17 protein-coding genes are annotated in these 20,487 nt (G+C 60.9%); 8 read left to right on the forward strand and 9 right to left on the reverse strand.

Annotated features, from left to right (window positions below):
- The first annotated feature begins 16 nt into the window (after positions 1 to 16).
- Positions 17 to 1,330, forward strand: a complete 1,314-nt coding sequence (locus L8H52_RS14210) for a leucine-rich repeat-containing protein kinase family protein (protein WP_242207575.1) — start codon at positions 17 to 19, stop codon at positions 1,328 to 1,330.
- A 122-nt stretch (positions 1,331 to 1,452) separates the two neighbouring features.
- On the opposite strand, the gene L8H52_RS14215 is transcribed toward L8H52_RS14210, so the two are convergent.
- A complete protein-coding gene (locus tag L8H52_RS14215) occupies positions 1,453 to 2,157 on the reverse strand; it encodes a YebC/PmpR family DNA-binding transcriptional regulator (RefSeq protein WP_242207574.1) in 705 nt (234 codons plus the stop codon).
- A 221-nt stretch (positions 2,158 to 2,378) separates the two neighbouring features.
- On the opposite strand from L8H52_RS14215, the gene tssI reads away from it, so the two are divergent.
- Positions 2,379 to 3,776 (forward strand): type VI secretion system tip protein TssI/VgrG, encoded by a 1,398-nt coding sequence (tssI, locus tag L8H52_RS14220; RefSeq protein WP_242207573.1) that lies wholly within the window; start codon positions 2,379 to 2,381, stop codon positions 3,774 to 3,776.
- 21 nt (positions 3,777 to 3,797) lie between these two features.
- Here tssI and L8H52_RS14225 read toward each other — a convergent pair whose 3' ends face one another.
- Positions 3,798 to 5,189, reverse strand: coding sequence for an FAD-dependent oxidoreductase (locus L8H52_RS14225; protein ID WP_242207572.1), 1,392 nt, complete (start codon positions 5,187 to 5,189; stop codon positions 3,798 to 3,800).
- A 72-nt stretch (positions 5,190 to 5,261) separates the two neighbouring features.
- Complete coding sequence (locus L8H52_RS14230; protein ID WP_242207571.1) at positions 5,262 to 6,587, reverse strand: MFS transporter; 1,326 nt, start codon at positions 6,585 to 6,587, stop codon at positions 5,262 to 5,264.
- Between the two features lie 282 nt (positions 6,588 to 6,869).
- Between L8H52_RS14230 and L8H52_RS14235 the strand changes: the two genes are divergently transcribed.
- On the forward strand, positions 6,870 to 7,748 hold the full coding sequence (locus L8H52_RS14235; RefSeq protein ID WP_242207570.1) for a LysR family transcriptional regulator: 879 nt from the start codon (positions 6,870 to 6,872) through the stop codon (positions 7,746 to 7,748).
- 107 nt (positions 7,749 to 7,855) lie between these two features.
- Here the strand turns inward: L8H52_RS14235 and L8H52_RS14240 are convergent, their stop codons facing one another.
- Positions 7,856 to 8,722 carry a LysR substrate-binding domain-containing protein gene (locus L8H52_RS14240; protein ID WP_242207569.1) on the reverse strand — a complete coding sequence of 289 codons (867 nt, stop codon included), beginning with the start codon at positions 8,720 to 8,722 and terminating at the stop codon, positions 7,856 to 7,858.
- 112 nt (positions 8,723 to 8,834) lie between these two features.
- On the opposite strand from L8H52_RS14240, the gene L8H52_RS14245 reads away from it, so the two are divergent.
- Both L8H52_RS14245 and phnX read left to right on the forward strand, forming a co-directional pair.
- The gene (locus L8H52_RS14245) at positions 8,835 to 9,944 is read left to right on the forward strand and encodes a 2-aminoethylphosphonate--pyruvate transaminase (protein ID WP_242207568.1); all 1,110 of its coding nucleotides are present in this window, start codon (positions 8,835 to 8,837) and stop codon (positions 9,942 to 9,944) included.
- Positions 9,945 to 10,088: 144 nt separating this feature from the next.
- Entirely contained in the window at positions 10,089 to 10,916 is an 828-nt protein-coding gene (phnX, locus tag L8H52_RS14250; RefSeq protein ID WP_242207567.1) for a phosphonoacetaldehyde hydrolase, read from the forward strand.
- A gap of 91 nt (positions 10,917 to 11,007) precedes the next feature.
- Here phnX and L8H52_RS14255 read toward each other — a convergent pair whose 3' ends face one another.
- On the reverse strand, positions 11,008 to 11,349 hold the full coding sequence (locus L8H52_RS14255) for a hypothetical protein (RefSeq protein WP_242207566.1): 342 nt from the start codon (positions 11,347 to 11,349) through the stop codon (positions 11,008 to 11,010).
- A 744-nt stretch (positions 11,350 to 12,093) separates the two neighbouring features.
- On the opposite strand from L8H52_RS14255, the gene L8H52_RS14260 reads away from it, so the two are divergent.
- Positions 12,094 to 12,642: a cytochrome b gene (locus tag L8H52_RS14260; protein WP_242207565.1), complete on the forward strand. Its 549-nt coding sequence runs from the start codon at positions 12,094 to 12,096 to the stop codon at positions 12,640 to 12,642.
- A 3-nt stretch (positions 12,643 to 12,645) separates the two neighbouring features.
- Here the strand turns inward: L8H52_RS14260 and L8H52_RS14265 are convergent, their stop codons facing one another.
- Both L8H52_RS14265 and L8H52_RS14270 read right to left on the reverse strand, forming a co-directional pair.
- Positions 12,646 to 13,572, reverse strand: a complete 927-nt coding sequence (locus tag L8H52_RS14265) for a pyridoxal-phosphate dependent enzyme (RefSeq protein WP_242207564.1) — start codon at positions 13,570 to 13,572, stop codon at positions 12,646 to 12,648.
- 225 nt (positions 13,573 to 13,797) lie between these two features.
- Positions 13,798 to 15,837: an NADPH-dependent 2,4-dienoyl-CoA reductase gene (locus L8H52_RS14270; protein WP_242207563.1), complete on the reverse strand. Its 2,040-nt coding sequence runs from the start codon at positions 15,835 to 15,837 to the stop codon at positions 13,798 to 13,800.
- Between the two features lie 209 nt (positions 15,838 to 16,046).
- Between L8H52_RS14270 and L8H52_RS14275 the strand changes: the two genes are divergently transcribed.
- Together L8H52_RS14275 and L8H52_RS14280 are read left to right on the forward strand one after the other, a co-directional pair.
- A complete protein-coding gene (locus L8H52_RS14275; RefSeq protein ID WP_242207562.1) occupies positions 16,047 to 17,177 on the forward strand; it encodes a carbon-nitrogen hydrolase family protein in 1,131 nt (376 codons plus the stop codon).
- A gap of 3 nt (positions 17,178 to 17,180) precedes the next feature.
- Entirely contained in the window at positions 17,181 to 18,221 is a 1,041-nt protein-coding gene (locus tag L8H52_RS14280) for an AraC family transcriptional regulator (protein WP_242207561.1), read from the forward strand.
- A 386-nt stretch (positions 18,222 to 18,607) separates the two neighbouring features.
- Here the strand turns inward: L8H52_RS14280 and L8H52_RS14285 are convergent, their stop codons facing one another.
- Together L8H52_RS14285 and L8H52_RS14290 are read right to left on the reverse strand one after the other, a co-directional pair.
- On the reverse strand, positions 18,608 to 19,462 hold the full coding sequence (locus L8H52_RS14285) for a DUF2242 domain-containing protein (protein ID WP_242207560.1): 855 nt from the start codon (positions 19,460 to 19,462) through the stop codon (positions 18,608 to 18,610).
- A gap of 92 nt (positions 19,463 to 19,554) precedes the next feature.
- Complete coding sequence (locus L8H52_RS14290; RefSeq protein ID WP_242207559.1) at positions 19,555 to 20,454, reverse strand: LysR family transcriptional regulator; 900 nt, start codon at positions 20,452 to 20,454, stop codon at positions 19,555 to 19,557.
- Between the last annotated feature and the right edge of the window lie 33 nt (positions 20,455 to 20,487).

Consider the following 20,487-nt stretch of genomic DNA (forward strand, 5'->3'; position numbering starts at 1 on the left):
AATAGCGAACACCAACATGCACACCCTTGCTCAATTACGCGCCGGCGAGTTGTCGGGCATCACGCGGCTGGATCTGTCTTGCGGCCTGACCGAATTCCCGCGCGAGATTTTCGACCTGGCCGACAGTCTGGAAATCCTCAACCTCAGCGGCAACGCCCTGAGCAGTCTGCCGGATGACTTGCACCGTCTGACGCACCTGCGTGTGCTGTTCTGCTCCGACAACCCGTTCACCGAACTGCCAGCCTGCCTCGGCCAATGCGCGGCATTGACGATGATCGGTTTCAGGGCCAATCGCATCGTCAACGTACCCGGCGAAGCTCTGCCGCCGCACTTGCGCTGGCTGATCCTGACCGACAACTGCATCGAACACCTGCCGAGCGAACTGGGTGAACGTCCTGCGCTGCAGAAGCTCATGCTGTCTGGCAACCGTCTGCAGACGCTGCCGCCATCGCTGAGCAAGTGCCATCGGCTGGAGCTGCTGCGCATTTCCGCCAACCGCCTGACTGAACTGCCGCAGTGGCTGCTCGCGCTGCCGAGCCTGACTTGGCTGGCCTACGCCGGTAACCCGCTGGAAACCGAGGCGGACGCCGCCGCGCTAGAGGCGACAGCGCAAATCGACTGGTCGGCGCTACGTCTGGAGCAACGCTTGGGTGAAGGCGCCTCGGGGGTGATTTCCCGGGCGAGCTGGCAGCGCGACGATGGCTCAGTGACGCCGGTCGCAGTGAAACTGTACAAAGGTGAAATGACCAGCGATGGCTCGCCGCTGCACGAAATGAATGCCTGCATCACCGCGGGCCTGCATCCCAATCTGATCCGTATCGAAGGGCGCATCAGCGGCCATCCCGAGGGCCAGCAGGGGCTGGTGATGCAGTTGATCGATCCGTCGTTCGGCAACCTCGCCGATCTGCCAAGCCTGGCATCCTGCTCGCGAGATGTTTACGCCGCTGATTGCCGATTCAGTGCCGAGGTTGCGCTGAACATCGCCAAAGGCATCGCTTCGGCAGCCGATCACTTGCACCAGCAAGGCATCACCCATGGCGACCTCTACGGGCACAACATTCTGTTGAACGAGCGCGGCGATTGCCTGCTCGGGGATTTTGGCGGGGCATCGTTCCATGAAGTCGCCGACACAGTAGAAACGCGCGCGTTGCAACGCATCGAAGTGCGTGCGTTCGGGATTTTGCTCGGGGAGTTGCTGGCGCGCATCGACTCGGGGTTGAGTGATGAGCGGCGTGCGGTGTTTGAGGAGCTGGAGCGGCGTTGCTGTCAGGCGGATGTGCTCGCTCGGCCGGGGTTCGCAGAGGTCATGCTGCAGCTTGAGAATCTGTGACCGCTGCGCGGTCAATCCCGAGCAGGCTCACTCCTACAGTGGAGGGTGGTGATCACAATGATGTGTTCACTGGCCTGTAGGAGTGAGCCTGCTCTCGATGAGGCCCTCACTGACGCAGTCGATCAGCCTGCCAGGCCGACAAACATATCCTGCACGTCATCGTGGTTGTCGAGGCCTTCGAGGAATGCTTCAACTTCAGCCATCTGCTCATCGCTCAAACCGCTGACCGGGTTCTTCGGCTGGTAGCCCAGCTTGGCCGACAGCACGGTGAACCCTTGCTCTGGCAATGCCTTCTGCACCGAATCCAGATCGGTAGGATCGGTCAGAAACAGCGTCGCGCCGTCTTCGCCCGGTTCGAAATCCTGGGCACCGGCTTCGATCGCGGCCATTTCCGGATCGGCGTCCGGGGTTTCCGGCGAGGCTTCGATCATGCCGACGTGGTTGAAGTCCCAAGCCACGGAGCCGGAAGCGCCGAGTTGGCCCTTACGGAACGCCACGCGGATTTCGGCGACGGTACGGTTGATGTTGTCGGTCACACACTCGACGATCAGCGGCACCTGGTGCGGGGCGAAGCCTTCGTAGGTCACGCGATGGTATTGCACGGTTTCACCGAGCAGACCGGCGCCTTTCTTGATCGCGCGATCGAGGGTTTCCTTTGGCATCGAGGCTTTCTTGGCCTGTTCGACCACCAGACGCAGGTGTGCGTTGGTGGCGGTATCGGCACCGTTGCGGGCAGCGATGGTGATTTCCTTCACCAGTTTGCCGAAGATCTTGCCCTTGGCGTTGGATGCCGCTTCTTTGTGTTTAACCTTCCACTGTGCGCCCATTACTCACTCTCTTGATCTGTGGCGCCGAGACATCTATTGGCCGACGCGTGGCGCCAAGTTTATACGGCCTAAAGTCGGCAATCGACCAAAAAAATGCAACGCGGAATCGACATCTTCACCAGAGCTTGTAGGGCGATTCTGAAAAACGGCTTTGACATGACCATTCAGCGCTGTGGTTTCGTACCCTCTCAAGCCCGTATTGCCTGACAGAGCCTGTTCGAATGCTCAATGACAAGGAAAGTCCTTTTACCCTGACCCTGACCGACAGCGGCCTGAGCCTGCCGGTGCTGCGTTTTCAAGGCGAAGAAGCGCTCAACCAGCCTTACCGTTTCGACATCGAACTGATCGGCCTCGCGCCCGCCATGACGCCGGGTACATTTCTGCACCAACCGGCCTTTTTGCGTCTGGACGATCATCATGGGGTTCACGGCTTGATCGACAGTGCCAGTTGCGAGCATCGCGGTACGCATCGGATCGGCTATCGACTGACGTTGGTGCCACGTTTGCAAAGGCTGGCCCAGCCAAACAAGCGGCGCGTGTTTGTGCAACTGAGCGTGCCGCAGATTCTCCAGCAATTGCTCACGGAAAACGCCCTGCCCGGCGATGGCTACCGGATTGAAATGACTGTCGGCCATTACCCGCCCCGACCGTTTTGCATCCAGTACGAAGAAAGCGATCTGACGCTGCTGGACAGGCTTTGCGAAGAAGAAGGCATTCACTATCACTTCGAACACCGGGTCGACGGTCACGTTGTCGTGTTTGCCGATGACAGCCTGAGCCTGCCGCAAATGCCGGCGCTGCTGCCGTTCAAGGTGGGCGAGCAAACACCGTCACCGTGCGTCAGTGCGCTGTTCCAGCACCATCACGCTGCGCCCGTCGCCACGCTGCATGCCGTACGCAATCGAGGCCAGCAGGCAAGCGGTGACGATGCCGCCAACCACATCACGGCAACTGCCCTGCCACCGATACTCTCTCTCGAACAACGTCACCACGAACAACGCAGCCGTCGACATCTGGAGAGGCAACGCGGTCAGCACCGGACGATCAACGGCCGCAGTGACCGGGTCGGTTTGCTCAGTGGGCATCTGCTGCAAGTGTCGGCGCATCCAGTCAGCCACTTCAATGAACAATGGCGGCTTACCGCCCTGCGCCATCACGGGCAGCATCCGTCGATTCTTGACCCGACTCCAAACGCACACCGCTACCACAACGACTTCAGCGCCCAGCCCTGGTCATCCGACTTTCGCCCGGCGCTCAGACAACCCCGGCCCAGCGTTGCCGGCTATCACTTGGCCCGGGTGCTGGGGCCTGCCGGGCAACCGGCGCAACTCGATGATCAGGGTCGAGTCGCCGTGCGACTGTGGCCTTCGGATACCAGGCACACGCTTGATCACCAGGCGATCTGGCTGCCCATCGCCATGACCCGGACCCATCGCCGCATCGCACCGGACGATTTGCCCTGCGCCGGCAGCGAAGTGTGGGTGAGTTTCCTCGACAGCGATCCGGACCGGCCGATTCTGTGCCTGGGCAACTCCCGCAACCCTACGCCTCGCGAGCCACCGCCCGCACGCGACAACAGCTTGTTGCTGGACTGGTTGTTCAATAGCGATACCCGCTGAATCCCCAGTGGAGGTCGTCGACTAACCTTTGTCAGCCTTGCCCGCCGCCGCGGCGAACTTCGCCAGACGCACATCCAGATGCCGAGGTCGCCGCCCGTGATCCTCGGCGCGTTCCTTGCGGCGGATGGCGTTGCGCACCATCAGTGAACCGAGATACCGGATCGGCTCCGGTGGAAAATAGCCCAGCGGCCCGTTGACCAGCGGCGAGCGCGTCCACGGGTTGTCCAGCCCCTGCACCAGCGAAGCAAGAATCTGCCCGCCCATATGACACGGGCCGACGCCGCTACCCGAATAACCGAAACCGTAAAACACATTGCCCGCGCTGCTCATCTGGCCGAAGAACGGTAACCCGGTGACCGAGCGATCTGACGGCCCGTTCCAGGCGGCATCGACTTTCACATCGGCAAAGGCCGGGAAAAAGTCCGCGAGGCTGTTTTTCAGCAGGCCGGCATACGGCGACGGCTGATCGAACACCGGCAGCATGCGCCCGCCAAACGCGAAGGTGTTGCCGCCCTTGCCGAGCATGATCCGGCCGTCCGGGGTGTTGTGGTAGTAGTGCACGAAAATCCGCGAATCGAGCACGGTCACGCCGCTGGTCAAACCGATTTCCTGCAACAGCTCCGGACGCGGTTCGGTAATCAGCATGTCGCTGGAGACAATCGCCACACTGCGTTCGAACTGCGGGAAGGCACGGGCCATCCACGCATTCATCGCCAGCACCACGCGATCAGCGATCACCGTGCCATTCGGCGTCTGCAGGCGTGCCGGCCGCCCCTCCTCCAGCCCGGTCATCGCGGTGCTTTCGTGGATTTTCACGCCCAGTTGCAACGCCACCCGACGCAAGCCGCGCACCAGTTTGCCCGGTTGCACGCTGGCCGCTGCCGGCGAGAACCAGCCTTCCAGGTGCTTGCTCGAACCGGCCATGCGCTGCACATCGGCGACCGGGCGCTGGCTGAACGAGTTGATGCCATTGCGCTCCAGCGCGGCGATCACCGCGTCAGTCGAGCCGACTTGCGCGCGGTTGGTCGCGGTGTACAGCGTGCCGTCGAGGCGGTAATCGGCATCGACGCCGTAGTGTTCGCAGAACTCGCCGATCGCATGAATGCTGCGTTCCGATTCCTTGACCAGACGTACCGCTTCTTCGACGCCAAACAGGCGCTCAAGGGTGAAATATTTTGCCGACCATGACAGCGCACAACCGCCGTTGCGCCCACTCGCGCCAGCGCCGCAGATGTCCGCTTCGATCAACAACACATCGAGTTCGGGGTTCTGTTGCTTGAGCATGATTGCCGTCCACAACCCGGTGTAGCCGCCGCCAACGATGCACACATCAGTGCGGACTTCACCCTGCAACGGCGGGCAGGTTTCAGAGGTGTCGGCCTGCAAGGCCTGCTCCAGCCAAAACGGTCTCATGTTTTTTCTCCAGTCAGTTGGCCGCGCCACAGCCTGCCGCGAACGCCGCAGCAGGCCGCGAGGCAAAGGGTTTCAGGAACGCAGGGGCTTGATCGTCAGCGGGCAATTGGGGATCGAGGCACGCGGTTCCATCACGCCAACCGGGCGGCTGTTCCAGTGCGGAATCAGCACCAGCGCCGAAAACAATGCGCAACCGGCGAAGACGATGAACACTGTCACCGAGTCGAAGTAACCCGGCAGCAAACCACCGAGTACCGCACCCACCGAGCCGCAGCCGTTGACGAAACCGGCAGCGGTGGCGCCGGCCTTGGCTTTGCCGAAATCGATCGCAGCGGCACCGCTGATCATCGAATCCGGTCCATACAAAGTCAGGCCCATGACGAACAGCAGCGCCACCACCAGCAAGACACTGCCGGTGTGCAACGCAGCCATGAACAGCGCCAGCGTCACGGTCAGCGCCAACAGGCTCAACACGCAGGCCGGCATACGCCGGGCGCCGAACAGCTTGTCCGAGGCCAGCCCGATCAGAATCGGCCCGAGCAATCCGGCCAGTTCGAACGAGGTGGGAATGATCGCCGCGCCGACCTTGCCGACACTGGGCATCTGTTCAAAGACAATCACCGGGCCCCACAACAGAATCGCGTAACGCGCCGGTTTCAACATGAAATACGCCAGGCCCAGCACCAGCACCGTGCGGTTACGCAGAATTTCTTTCAGCGGCTCCCACATGCTGAGCTTGCTGTTGGCTTCGGTTTCTTCTGCGGTCAGCTCAGGTTCCGGCTCGACCGCCGGCAAACCGACGTCTTCGGGTTTGTTGCGTTGGAAGATAAAAAACAACACCGCCACCACGGCGACCACCACCGCACTGGAAATGAACGCCGCGTGCCAGGTGCCCATCAAGGTATACGCCCACCAACCGGCGAACGGCGACGCCACCAGACCACCAAACGCGTAGCAGGAACTCCATAGGCCGAGCACCCGTCCGCGCTGCTGAGACGGGAAAAAACTGCCGAGGTTTTTGCACAATCCCGACCAGCCGGTGGACTGCGCCAGGCCCTGAATCAACATACAGGTAGCGAAGATCGGCAACGTGGCGAAACTGCCCATCACCAGCGCCGCTGCGGCGGAAATCAGCAAACCGCCGAGCACCACGACCCGTGGGCCAAAGCGGTCGGCGAGCATGCCCCAAGTGAACTGGCCGATGGCGTAAGCCGCCAGATAGATCGCATCGAGGTTGGCCATGGCCATTTTGTCGAGCATGAAGGTGGGGTCTTCGGCGATGCCGAGTTTGGCCACCGAAAACGCTTTGCGGGTGAAGTAGAACGCGGCATACGCCAGCCAGGTAATCGCGAAAATCTGCATGCGCCAACGCGCAATGGTGCCGATGTGCTTGTTCATGGTGGTTCTGACCTCAGGGTGTGAGTGTGCCGGCAGAATCGTTAAGAAAAACGCCTGTGTTTTTATTGTTGAGCACCGCGATATCGCTCTATCCCTCTGGCGATACCGGTCAGATGAGTCCTGCTGTTGCACGCACAGGCTCATGGCTCACCGTGCTGCCCGAGCGGGCAGTCAGCGATGGCGTGCGCCGATCAAAGCAATTACTGTTTAATAAATAAAATCGATTTATCGTATTTCACACATAAGCTCAGCTTGTAACTGACTTAACGATCAGGTGACTTCATGTCGGTTTCCCACGCCCAACTCAAAGCCTTCCACGCCGTGGCCGTGCATGGAAGCTTCACCAAAGCCGCCGAGCGTCTTTTTCTCACGCAACCGGCGATTTCCGACCAGGTGCGCAAACTCGAAGAACGCTTCGGCGTTTTGCTGTTTCACCGCAATAAACGTTCCGTGCGCCTGACTGACTTGGGCGAGCGCTTGCTGGCGATCACCCAGCGTCTGTTCGTGATTGAAGCGGAAGCGCAGGAACTGCTGCAGGAATCCCAGGCCTTGCAAACCGGCAGCCTGATTCTGGCGGTGGATGCGCCGGTGCACGTGCTGCCGCAGATCGCGCGGTTCTGCGAGCGCTATCCGGGGATCAGCGTGAAGATCGAAACCGGCAATACCGATGAATCGCTGTTTCGCCTGTTCAACTATCAGGCGGATCTGGCGTTACTGGGGCGCGATGTCACAGATGAACGCTTGCTGTGCGTTCCATTGCGTAACGATCCGATGGTGGCGTTTGTCTCGCGCAATCATCCGTGGGCCGAGCGTGAATCGATTTGCCTGGAAGACTTGGATGACACGCCGCTGGTGCTGCGTGAACACGGATCGGTGACGCGGCAGACACTGGAAGAGGAAATGGCCCGGGCCGGATTTCGCATCCGTCCGGCGATTCAGGTCGAGGGCCGGGAAGCGGCGCGTGAGGCGGTGGTGGTCGGGATTGGTGTCGGCGTGGTCTCGGCGGCAGAGTTTGGTGCGGATTCGCGGGTGTGCGCGTTGCCGATTGTCGATTGCACGCGACGGCTGACGGAGACGCTGGTGTGTTTGCGTGAGCAAAGCAATCGACGGGTGGTGGCGACCTTTCTCGATATGGTTCGCGCCAGCCTCCCCGGTTCCTGATCGTTCCCACGCTCTGCGTGGGAACGCCTCAACGGACGCTCCGCGTTCGGCTTTGGATGGGGCGCAGAGCGTCCCGGGCTGCATTCCCACGCAGAGCGTGGGAACGATCACGGGGCGGCGGGTGCCAGGCCAAAGAACGCTTGGATCAAGCGCAACTCCCGACGCCGCTCCATGCAACCGATCATGTGCCGGTTCATCAGCCCGTCCCCGACAATCGGAATCGCCATCACTCGCGGATCATGGCTGACCTCCACCGACGACACCACGCCAACACCCAACTCGGCCGCGACGGCTTCAGTCACCGCCTCACGGCTATCAAGTTCGAGCAACACACGCGGATGGATCGACGCCTGCGCACACGCCTGATCGAACGTACGCCGGGTGATCGAACTCGGCTCGCGCAGCACCATGATCACCTGATCCAGTTCCTTGAGTTTCACTTCCCCGGCGCGCATCGCCCACGGGTGCCCCGCCGGCACCAACGCGCAAATTCGCGATTCGCTTAGCGCCTGCAGATGCAGGCCCTTGCGCGGCTCGACTTCGGTCAATACCGCCACATCGGCGTGTTCCGACAACAATGCTGCGAGCGTTTCCTGGGCATTGCCCAAACGCAGATTGACGGTGATCCCCGGATAGCGCGCACGCAGGCTGGCCAGCATTGGCATGACCATATGCGGCCCGTCCGCCGCCACTTCCAGCCGCCCGGTCAACAACTGCCGGTTGGCCTCGAGCATCGTCTGCGCCTCTTCCGCGAGGCCAAACATCGCGCGGGTGATCGCCGCGAGTTTGGTGCCCTCCTCGGTCAGTTCGACCCGTCGCGCGGTGCGCCGTAAAAGGGTGATCTGGTAGTGCTCCTCCAGCGCTTTGATGTGCCCGGTGACCGCCGGCTGACTGATGAACAACCGCGCGGCGGCGCGGGTGAAGCTGCCTTCGCGGGCCACGGCGTCGAAGGCGCGGAGCTGAAACAGGTTCATGAATAACTCTCACTGATGGCTGGCATAACAACAAACAATTTGATTGATGCAACGGCGAATTGCAACGTATGCCCCGTAGCTTCATCCCACAGCGCAATCCGAGGACACACGAATGAGTATCGCCGAACCCATCCTGCTCACTCCCGGCCCGTTGACCACTTCGGCCCGCACCCGCCAGGCGATGATGGTCGACTGGGGGTCATGGGATGACCGCTTCAATCAACTGACCGCCAGCCTTTGCGAACAATTGCTGGCGATCCTCAACGGCGCCGCGACTCACCACTGCGTGCCATTGCAAGGCAGCGGCACCTTTGCCGTCGAAGCCGCCATCGGCACCTTGGTGCCGCGTGACGGCAAAGTACTGGTGCTGATTAACGGTGCCTACGGCAAGCGTCTGGCGAAGATCTGCGAAGTGCTTGGCCGCGCGTTCAGCACTTTCGAAACCGCTGAAGACGAACCGACCACCGCCGCCGACGTTGACCGTCTGCTGCGCGCCGACAGCGACATCACCCACGTTGCGCTGATCCATTGCGAGACCAGCACCGGGATTCTCAATCCGCTGGCGGAGATTGCTCAGGTCGTTGAGCAACACGGAAAACGCCTGATCATCGACGCCATGAGTTCCTTCGGTGCCTTGCCAGTGGATGCGCAGCAAGTGCCGTTCGACGCACTGATCGCCGCTTCCGGCAAGTGTCTGGAAGGCGTACCGGGGATGGGGTTTGTCTTCGCCCGCAAAGAATCTCTGGCCGCAGCCGCCGGCAACTCGCATTCGCTGGCGATGGACCTGTACGACCAGCACGCCTACATGATCAAGACCGGGCAATGGCGCTTCACTCCGCCGACCCACGTGGTCGCGGCGCTGCACGAAGCGCTGCTGCAATACAACGAAGAAGGTGGCCTGCCGGCACGGCATGCGCGCTATGCCGCCAACTGTCAGGCGCTGATGGAAGAGATGGGCAAGCTCGGTTTGCGCAGCTTTCTGCCAGCGGCGATTCAGGCGCCGATCATTGCCACGTTCCATGCACCGCAAGATCCGCGTTATCAGTTCAAGGATTTCTACGAACGGGTCAAGGCCAAGGGTTACATCCTCTATCCGGGCAAATTGACCCAGGTCGAGACCTTCCGCGTCGGCTGCATCGGCCACGTCAGCCCGGACGAAATGCGCCAGGCCGTCGCGGCGGTCGGCGACGTGCTGCGCGAGATGGAAGTCCTCGACATCTAAAACCCACCCTTAATCCCCTGTGGGAGCGAGCTTGCTCGCGAATGCGTCGTCTCAGGCGACATCAATGGTGACTGTCAGACCGCATTCGCGAGCAAGCTCGCTCCCACAGTTTGAATTGCATCGCCAACTCAGGAATTGATTGCCATGAACTATGTAAACCCAAACAAGCTGCAAGCCGCGATCCTCGACTGGGCCGGTACCGTGGTCGATTTCGGCTCTTTCGCGCCAACGCAGATCTTCGTCGAAGCCTTCGCCGAATTCGACGTGCAGGTCTCCATCGAAGAAGCCCGTGGCCCGATGGGCATGGGCAAGTGGGACCACATCCGCACCCTCTGCGACCAGCCGCAAGTGGCCGAGCGTTATCGCAAGGCGTTCGGCCGCACGCCGACCGATGACGACGTCACCGCCATCTACAACCGCTTCATGCCGCTGCAGATCGAAAAGATCGCCGAACACTCGGCGCTGATTCCAGGCGCGCTGGAGACCATCGCCAACCTGCGCCAGCAAGGGATCAAGATCGGTTCCTGCTCCGGCTACCCGAAGCAAGTGATGGACAAGGTCGTCGAACTGGCCGCCACCAACGGCTACGTCGCTGACCACGTGGTCGCCACCGACGAAGTGCCGAATGGCCGCCCATGGCCGGCTCAGGCGCTGGCCAACGTGATCGCGCTGGGCATCGACGATGTCGCGGCGTGCGTAAAGATCGATGACACCGTGCCGGGCATTCTCGAAGGCCGCCGCGCCGGGATGTGGACGGTCGCGCTGATCTGCTCGGGCAATGCGCTGGGTCTGGATTACGCCGGTTTCCGTGCCTTGGGCAGCGATGAGCTGGCCAGCGAACGCAAACGCATTCACGCGCTGTTCGAAGGCTCGCGCCCGCACTACATGATCGACACCATCATCGACTTGCCGGAAGTGATTGCCGACATCAACAAGCGCCTGGCCAAGGGTGAAATGCCCCAACACGGCTAGTTTCACCGAGACGATGAAAACCGCTGATTGCAAACGCAATCAGCGGTTTTTTATTCCATCTGCATAAATGCAATCAAGCAAACTCAAGAAGTTATTCCGAGACAAGATCACCTGCGGCGTCAAAGGCCAGACCGTCCGGGTATTTAATACTGCCATCCGGAAGCTTTACTGTTCCATCTGCCCACTCAATACGCCCATCTGCATATTCGATCGTATCATCTGGCCACACGATTCGGCCGTCGGGATACTCTACCCGACCATCTTCATATTGAATAATTCCGTCGGGACGTGTTACCGAAGTTTTATCCGCATCAATCCGACTACCGTCCGGCAATGTCGTCGAACCATCCTGGTGGGTTGTGGCACCGATGGCTTGAATCAGTGCAATCAAGGCAATCGGGTCAACATTGATGTTGACCGTCGGCCACGGCATTGGCGGTCGCTTTGTGTCGACTGGATCAGTCGGCAGGGTTGGCGCTACGGGCGTGGTTGGCGCCACCGGTTTGGTCGGGGCTACAGGTCGGGTCGGTGCCACCGGCTTGGTTGGGGCTACAGGTCGGGTCGGCGCCACCGGTTTGGTTGGGGCTACAGGTCGGGTCGGTGCCACCGGTTTGGTTGGGGCTACGGGTCGGGTCGGTGCCACCGGTTTGGTTGGGGCTACAGGTCGGGTCGGCACCACGGGTTTGGTCGGGGCTACAGGCTTGGTCGGCGTCACAGGCTTGGGCGGGGTGATGGAGGGCCGTGGTTTTGGAGTCGGTTTCGGGATCGGAGCCTTAGCCATATCTTTCTTAATCGCATAAGTGTTTTTTCGCTGGACTGCTAAAGTAATTTTTTTCATTTCCACAAACTCAACATAATAAGAAGATTACAAACTACAAGCCTTAGAGAACAACCAAGGCCCTGACAAAACAATAATCACCCCAAGCCAACAACTCAAATCAAAGCAAACACAAGATATAAACAACATACAGTTACACCAACAACTTAAAACACCACCCAACAACTTCCCCGACACTAAAATCCAACAACTTCAAAACCACGACTTTTTGGCTGCGGCGTTTCGGCAGCAAAAAACACTGATTACTTCAGGCAAAAACATCACATCAGGTTTACAGTTGATATAGGCCGTCGCACAAGAAACGGTACCCGTAAACCCTGACCGATGAGGAAACACCGTATGCCGTGGACAAGCTCCGAATCGCGCTACAGTACCGTGTCAGTCCTGTTGCACTGGCTGATGCTGGTCTTGTTGGTGCTGGTGTACGCCAGCATGGAATTGCGCGGCCTCTTCCCTAAAGGCAGTGGCGGGCGCACGTTGATCCGCGAAGTGCATTACATGCTCGGCCTGACTGTGTTTGTGCTGGTGTGGTTTCGCCTGCTCGCCCGCAGCCTCGGCCCGGCACCGAAAATCTTTCCGGCTTCACCACAATGGCAAACCGTACTGGCGCGGCTGATGCACTGGGCGCTGTACCTGTTCATGATCAGCATGCCGATTCTCGGCTGGCTGATTACCAGCGCCGAAGGCCATCAAGTGATGTTCTATGGTTTTGATCTGCCGCTGCTTGTCGCGGAGAACAAGGATTTCGCCAAGCAGGTCGAGCACTGGCATGTGCTCATTGCCACGATCGGCTACTGGCTGATCGGCCTGCATGCGCTGGCGGGGATCTATCACCATTATGTGGTGCGCGATAACACGCTGCTGCGGATGATGCCCAAGCGCGGTTGACCGTCAGGGGCTGGCGATAAAACCGCGCCGGCCCTGCAAGCCACCGGTGTGAATGAAGATCAGCCGCATGCCGATGGTGAACCTGCCCGCCTCGACCTGCTGTTTGAGCGCGAGCAACGCCTTGCCGGTGTACAGCGGCTCCAGAGGAATGCCGCTGGTCTGCTCGGTTTGTTCGATGAACGCAAGCAACGCCGGATCAACCTTGGCAAAGCCGCCACGGCTGGCGTCGAGCAGTTCATAATTCCCGTTGCCGTGCCCTGCGGCTTGCAGGATCGACTCGACTTGCGGCGCCACACCGTGATCGTCCGGCACCGCCAGCGCGCCATAGACCGGGTGGGCGCCTGCTTCGGCCAGCACCAGTCCCGCCAATGTGGTGCCGGTGCCGCAGGCCAGCCACCAAGCGTGATAATCACTCCAGCCCAGTGTGTGCAGTTGCGCTTGCGCCTGCTGTTGGATGGCGGCACAGCCAAGCGCCCCAGCTAATCCACCGCCGCCCTCGGGCACCGCATACAACTGCGGATACTGCGCGTGCCAAGGTTCCCAAAAGCCTGGTTGATTTCGCGCGCGATAGCCACCGTAACCCAACCAGTGCAACTGCATGCCGAACGCCTGCAGATCCTGCACGGTCGGCGTTTCCTGTGCATGCCCGCGCAGCAGCCCCACGGTTTTGAACCCCAGCCGTTTACCCGCCGCCGCCAATGCGTGCAGATGATTGGAATGCGCACCACCGAGACTGATGATGCCTTCGGCCCCTGCGCGGTCTGCCGCTTTGAGGTGTTCGATGAGTTTGAACCACTTGTTGCCGCTGATCAGCGGGTCGATCTGGTCGAGGCGCAGGATGGCGACTTCAATGCCGGCGGCTGCGAGCCAGTCCAGATGAAGGTGTTCGAGGGGGGCTTGGGGTAGCCAATCGGAGGGAGGCAAAAGCATGGGCGGCGGTTCGATCTGGACAGAGCCGGCATTCTAGTCGCTCACAAGCCGCCATCGCGAGCAGGCTCACTCCTACATTGGTTTGTGGTGCTCACCGAATCTGTGAACAACACAACCCTTGTGGGAGCGAGCCTGCTCGCGAAGGCGTCGTGTCAGTCGACAGGTGTGTTGGCTGACACTCCGCTTTCGCGAGCAGGCTCGCTCCCACAGGTTAAGCGGTGAAGCTTAAAGTTCAGCGGCGAGGCGCGAGCCCTGGTTGATCGCACGCTTGGCATCCAGCTCAGCCGCGACATCCGCGCCGCCGATCAGGTGTACATTCTGCCCCGCTTCAACCAGGCCATCGTGCAGTTCACGCAATGGATCCTGCCCCGCACAAATCACAATGTTGTCCACCGCCAGCAGTTGCGGCTCGCCGGTTTCGCCGATGCGAATGTGCAGGCCTTGGTCATCAATGCTCAGATATTCAACGCTGTTAAGCATCTGCACCTGCTTGTTCTTCAGACCGGTACGGTGAATCCAGCCAGTGGTTTTACCCAGACCATCACCAACCTTGGTTTTCTTGCGCTGCAACAGAAACACTTCGCGCGCTGGGGCATGCGGTGCAGCTTTGATTCCCGCCACGCCACCGCGTGCCTCCAGTTGCGTATCGATGCCCCACTCTTTCCAGAACGCGGCACGATCCTGACTGGTCGCCACGCCTTCATGAACGAGGAATTCCGAGACGTCGAAACCGATGCCACCGGCGCCGATCACTGCCACGCGTTTGCCAACCGGTTTGCGCTCGAGGATCACGTCCAGATAGCTCAGCACCTTGGCGTTGTCGACGCCCGGAATCGCCGGGACACGCGGCGCAATACCGGTGGCGAGGATAATTTCGTCGTATCCGCCTTCAACCAGTTTCGCCACGTCGACGCGGGTGTTCAGGCACACCTCGACGTGAGTGGTCTGCAACTTGCGCTTGAAGTAACGCAGGGTTTCGAAAAACTCTTCCTTGCCCGGCACGCGCTTGGCAATGTTGAACTGGCCGCCGATTTCGCTGGCCGAATCGAACAACGTCACCTGATGGCCGCGCTCGGCGGCCACGGTGGCGGCGGACAACCCGGCAGGGCCAGCGCCCACCACGGCAATCTTCTTGATCTGCTGCACCGGCAGGTAGTTGAGTTCGGTCTCGTGGCAAGCGCGCGGGTTGACCAGGCAACTGGTCAGTTTGCCGCCGAAGGTGTGGTCGAGGCACGCCTGGTTGCAACCGATGCAGGTGTTGATTTCGTCGGCGCGACCTTCGGCAGCCTTGTTGACGAAGTCCGGGTCGGCGAGGAACGGCCGCGCCATCGAGACCATGTCGGCATCACCTTCGGCAAGAATCTGCTCGGCGATTTCCGGGGTGTTGATGCGGTTGGTGGTGATCAGCGGAATCTTCACCGAGCCACGCAGCTTGGCCGTGACCTTGCTGAATGCCGCACGCGGCACCTTGGTGGCGATGGTCGGAATCCGCGCTTCGTGCCAGCCGATACCGGTGTTGATGATGGTCGCACCGGCCTGCTCGATGGCTTTGGCCAGGGTGACGATCTCGTCCCAGGTGCTGCCGCCCTCGACCAAGTCAAGCATCGACAAACGGAAAATGATGATGAAGTTCGGGCCGACGGCTTCGCGCACGCGGCGAACGATTTCCACCGGCAGGCGCATGCGGTTTTCGTAACTGCCGCCCCAACGGTCGGTGCGGTGGTTGGTGTGCGCGGCGAGGAACTGGTTAATGAAATAACCTTCCGAGCCCATGATCTCGACGCCGTCATACTCGGCAGTCTGCGCCAGTACCGAGCAGGTGACGAAGTCGCTGATCTGCTTCTCGATGCCTTCCTCGTCCAGCTCTTTCGGTTTGAACGGGTTGATCGGCGCCTGAATCGCACTTGGCGCGACCTGCTTCGGGCTGTAGGCATAGCGACCGGCGTGAAGAATCTGCATGCAGATCTTGCCGCCCGCGTCGTGCACCGCGCGGGTGACGATGCGGTGCTTGAGCGCTTCTTCCTCGGTGGTCAGTTTGGCCGCGCCGGAGTAAACCCCGCCCTCGTCGTTCGGACCAATGCCGCCGGTGACCATCAGGCCGACACCGCCACGCGCACGCTCGGCGAAGTACGCCGCCATGCGTTCGAAGCCACCCGGTTTCTCCTCCAGGCCGGTGTGCATCGAGCCCATCAGGGTGCGGTTGCGCAGCGTGGTGAATCCCAGGTCCAGCGGGGCCAACAGGTGCGGGTAATGAGCGGCGGTCATCGGTAACTCCACAACGAGCGATCACGGAAAAAGTTGCGGGCGCTCTGCGGCCCCCGTCAGTCATGTGCCACAGACTAAGAGTCGCATCGCTGTCACTCAATGACCGTAACTGACAACTTATTGATCCAAATGCGCAGCGCCCCTTGGCAACCAGCGCCATGGGCCCTACCCTAGTCGCCACACCCTGTACCCGGTTGTCGTTGGTTTTCATGCGCAAACTTTTGTACCTGACGTTTTCCATGGCCCTGGTGGCTGTCCTTACTACCTACGCCATGTGGGCGGCGGACCGGCCGGCGGGGCATTACCTGTCGGACCTGCGCATAAAAGTGGCGGTCGATCAGGGCACGCCCGGCGACCGTGGCAATCTGCTGGGCATCCAGCCCGAACTGTTTCCCACTGACTATCAAAGCCCCGAACGCCTGCACCGCAAACTCGCGGCGTATCTGCAGCAGGCCCAGGATCAAGGTCTGCTGAGTGAGAAAACCGTGGTGGTGTTGCCGGAAAACGTCGGCACCTGGTTGCTGCTCAGCGGCGAGAAAGACGAGCTGTATCAGGCGCCGTCCCTTGCCGAGGCAATGAACTGGCTGGCAGCGAGCAATCCATTGTTGTTCGCCCGCGCCTGGCTCAGCGCCAATGGCAGCGACCGCCTCAACGACGCGTACCTGCGGATGAAATCCAGGGCGATGGCCAAGGATTACCAAGCCCTGTTCGGCGGCCTGGCCAAGGAATTTCACGTGACACTGGTGGCCGGCTCGATCGTGCTACCGGAACCGAGCATCCGCGATGGCCGGCTGAAACCCGGCAGCGGCGCCCTGTTCAACAGCAGCGTAGTGTTCGGTCGCGACGGCGTGCCGCTTGGCCAGCCACAGCGGCAGATGCACCCGGTGTTCGATCAGCGTGAAGTGATCGAAGGCGCAGACAAACACCAGATCAATGTGGTGGACACCCCGGCCGGGCGCCTCGGCGTGCTGATTGGCAGCGACAGTTGGTATCCGGACAACTACCGCACACTCGACGAGCAAGGCGCACAATTGGTCGCGGTGCCGGCGCAGGTGTTCGGCCAGGGTGCGTGGAATCAACCGTGGCGCGGCTACAAAGGTTCAAGTACGCCGGGTTCGGTCAGCCTCAAACCCGGTGAAGTCACCGAAGGACAGGCCTGGCATCGTCTGACGCTGACCGCACAACCGCCGAGCAGTCGGGCGATTGCCGGCATCAGCGTGTTCCTGCGCGGGCAGTTCTGGGACAAGGCCAGTGCCGGTCAGAGCTTCCTCAGCAGCAACGGTCAGCAGTTCGCCGATAGCGAAGCCCGTGGCGCGCGTTTGTTGAACATCTGGTTGTAAGCCATGAAGCCACTGCCGATGCGCCTCGGGGATCTGTCGGTGGGCTTCGTTCACAGCCTCGCTGATGCCGTGCGCAGTCATGCGGCCGACCCGCAGCCGCTGCTCGAGCAATATGGTCTGGACGCCGCGCGATTGGCCGAGGCCGGGGCGCGCTTGTCGATTCCGCGCTACATGCGTCTGGGTCATGCGGCGATTCAGTTGACCGGCGATTCGGCGCTGGGCTTGCGCATGGGTCAGCTCAGTCGCCTGAGCCAGGCCGGGCTGGCCGGTGTCACCGCCGCCCAAGCGCCAACCGTGCGCGAAGCCGCGCGCTGCCTGATCCGTTTCGAGGCGCTGTACGGCTCCAACTACCGTGGCCAGTCCAGTTTCCACGAAGATGCCCATGGCGCGTGGCTGCGTTTCTATTCGATCAGCCCGTACAACGCCTATAACCGTTTTGTCGTGGACTCGATCATCGCCGGGTGGCTGCACCAGCTCTCCAGTGTCGGCCGCGAGCCGTTGCGCGCGGAACGCATCGACATCGAATTCGAAGCGCCGGATTATCGCGAGGCTTACAGCGTGCTGGGGTATTGCCTGATCCAGTTTGGCGCCGAACGCAATCAGCTGCGCCTGAACCTCGACAGCCTCGCACAGCGTAATCCCGAGCATTGCCCGAGTACCTGGCGGCATCTGCTGCAACTGTGTGAACGGGAACTGGAACAATTGACCCGCACCCGCAGCCTGCGTGAACGCATCACTCAGCTACTGGGGCCGTTGCTCAATGGAGGCCGGGAGCCCGACCTGGAAGAAGTGGCGGCACGCCTGAAGCTGCCGACCTGGACCTTGCGGCGCAAACTGGCCGAGGAAGGCACGCAGTTTCGCGCAATCCTCAACGACACGCGCCGTGATCTGGCGATGACGTATATCCGCGATACTGAACTGGCCTTCGGCGAAATCGCCTACTTGCTGGGTTTTGCTTCAGCCGAAGCATTCCAGCGAGCCTTCAAGCGCTGGAGCGGTCAGACGCCCGGCGAATTCCGTCGCAGCCATCGTAAATCCGCCTGACGCTTACAGCTCGGTGGCGTCCTCGGCGGGTTCCAGAGGATCCAGTTCAAAGGCCTGGTATTCGAGCAGCTCTTCTTGATAGTCATCCATCGCGTAATCCCCCTGCTGCTCTCTTGAATGGGCCTGAGCAAATGCCCAGTGCCTCGAGCTTAACGTGCTCGTGTGAAGGAAAAGTGAAACCTGGCCTTCATGAATAAAACGTAGCAGACGGTCAGGAATTTATCGCGGGACTTTTGTCCGGGGAATGTAACGAAATTTAAGGCCCCCAAAAAACCCCTGTGGGAGCGAGCCTGCTCGCGAAGGCGGCCAATCAGTCACATGCGTGCTGAATGTTCCGACGCTTTCGCGAGCAGGCTCGCTCCCACAGGGGCGGCGTTGAGGCTTGATTATTGGCCGGACGCTGGCATCGCCGGAATCGGCTCGGATGGCGGCGGGATGTCCGGGTTGGTCGGTGGCGTGATGGTTTCGGTCGCAGGTGCAGGTTCTGCGCTCGGGGCTGGCGTGATCGGCGCGGCCTCTGCCGGTGGAGCGACCGGTTCCGACGTTACTGGCGGGGTTTCGGCAGGTGCTGGCGCCGGTACTGCAGCCGGGGCCGGCGTTGCTGCGGGTTCGGCCGCCGGAGTCGGTGTTGGCGCCAGCGCTGCCGGCGCAGCCTTCCCCTCAGGCACACCCAGATCAGCTTTCGGTTTCTCTTCGATATGCGCCGCTTTCTTCGCATCTGCCGGCATGAACTGCTCGACCAGGGTAAAGAAACGCTCGTAGAACTTCTGTGCGGTCACCGTCTCGCTGGCCACCTTGACCATCGAATCGTCGGACGAGCCGATCGGCATCGACACCGAGCCCAGCACACCCACGCCGAGACTGGCCGAGTTGTTGGTCTTCTTCAGTGCGTATCGATCCTGCAAAGCGTTGGCGAACATCGTCGCATGGTGCCTGGCGCTGCCGTCATCGGCGCAGACCACATTGAAGCTGATCTCCATGTGGGTGTCGCCGGTTTGCTGGAAACTCTTGTGGCCGCTGACCAGTTTCGGGTCGCTGCTGGTAATGATGTAGCCCTGGCTGAGCAACGCACGGCGAGCCGCTTCGCAACTGACCGAGTCGGTCACCGGGTAATTGCGCGAAAACGTACCGGAGTCATCGAAGTTCTCATGCTCATACATCGGCTTGTCTTTCGAACAGCCGGCAACAGCGGTCAACAACAGCGCCAACCCGACTACACGCATGGGAGTGGAAATCAACATTGAACATCCTGAGAGAAAACAGTCCGGGGCGTATTGTGCAACAGATCGCTGCCCCGCTGCGCATGGATTAGTGTCTTAAAGCAGTTACAACTCTATCGACCCTCGGTTGCGGGAAAAAGTCGCAACGCCAGATGATCGATGAACACACGCAATTTCGCCGTGGCGTGGCGACTCGATGGCCATAGGACCCAGAACTGCCCGGTGTGTTCCAGATGCGCGTCGAGCACCCGCTGCAAGCGCCCTTGCGCCTCAGCCTCGCGGGTCATGAAGTCCGGCAGACAGGCAATGCCCATGCCGGCCAGCGCCGCGTGGCTTACCGCCTCAATCGACGTACTGACCAACCGCGTCGGCAACGTCGGCTCTGCGGCACCCTCCGCGCGAATCAGCGGCCAGGTTTCCAGTTTGCCGGTGGCATGAAACGTATGCCGAAGGCACGCGTGATCCGCCAGATCGGCGGGCGTCTGCGGCACACCGCGTTGCGCCAGATAAGCCGGACTGGCCACCAGCACCATGTGAAACTCGCCCAAGGCTCGCGCCATCAGTCGTGAATCCCGTGGCTTGCCAGTGCGGATCACGGCATCAAAACCTTCCTCAACCACATCGACCATGCGATCGGTCAAATCCAGATCAAGTTCAATCAGCGGGTACAGCGCCATGAACTCGTTCATCACCGGCATCACCAGACCATGCACCTGCGGCAGGCTGATGCGCAATTTGCCGTGGGGTTTGGCAGCGGCATCGCACAGCTCGAACTCCGCCGCCTCGACCTCCGCGAGGATCCTGCGACAGCGTTGAAGAAACAGCGCACCTTCACTGGTCAGCGTGACGCTGCGCGTGGTGCGTTGAAACAACCGCACGCCCAATCGCGCCTCCAGCCGCGCAATGCTTTTGCCCACCGCCGACGATGACACCCCTTGCAGCCGGCCCGCCTCAGTAAAACTACGCGTCTCGGCGACCTGAACGAACACCGAAATACTGCCCAGGCTATCCATACCACCCTCCCATTGCCGACATCCGTGTCCGAT

This window comes from Pseudomonas sp. CROZ-RG-20F-R04-15 (genome assembly GCF_022662375.1).
Lineage (GTDB): Bacteria > Pseudomonadota > Gammaproteobacteria > Pseudomonadales > Pseudomonadaceae > Aquipseudomonas.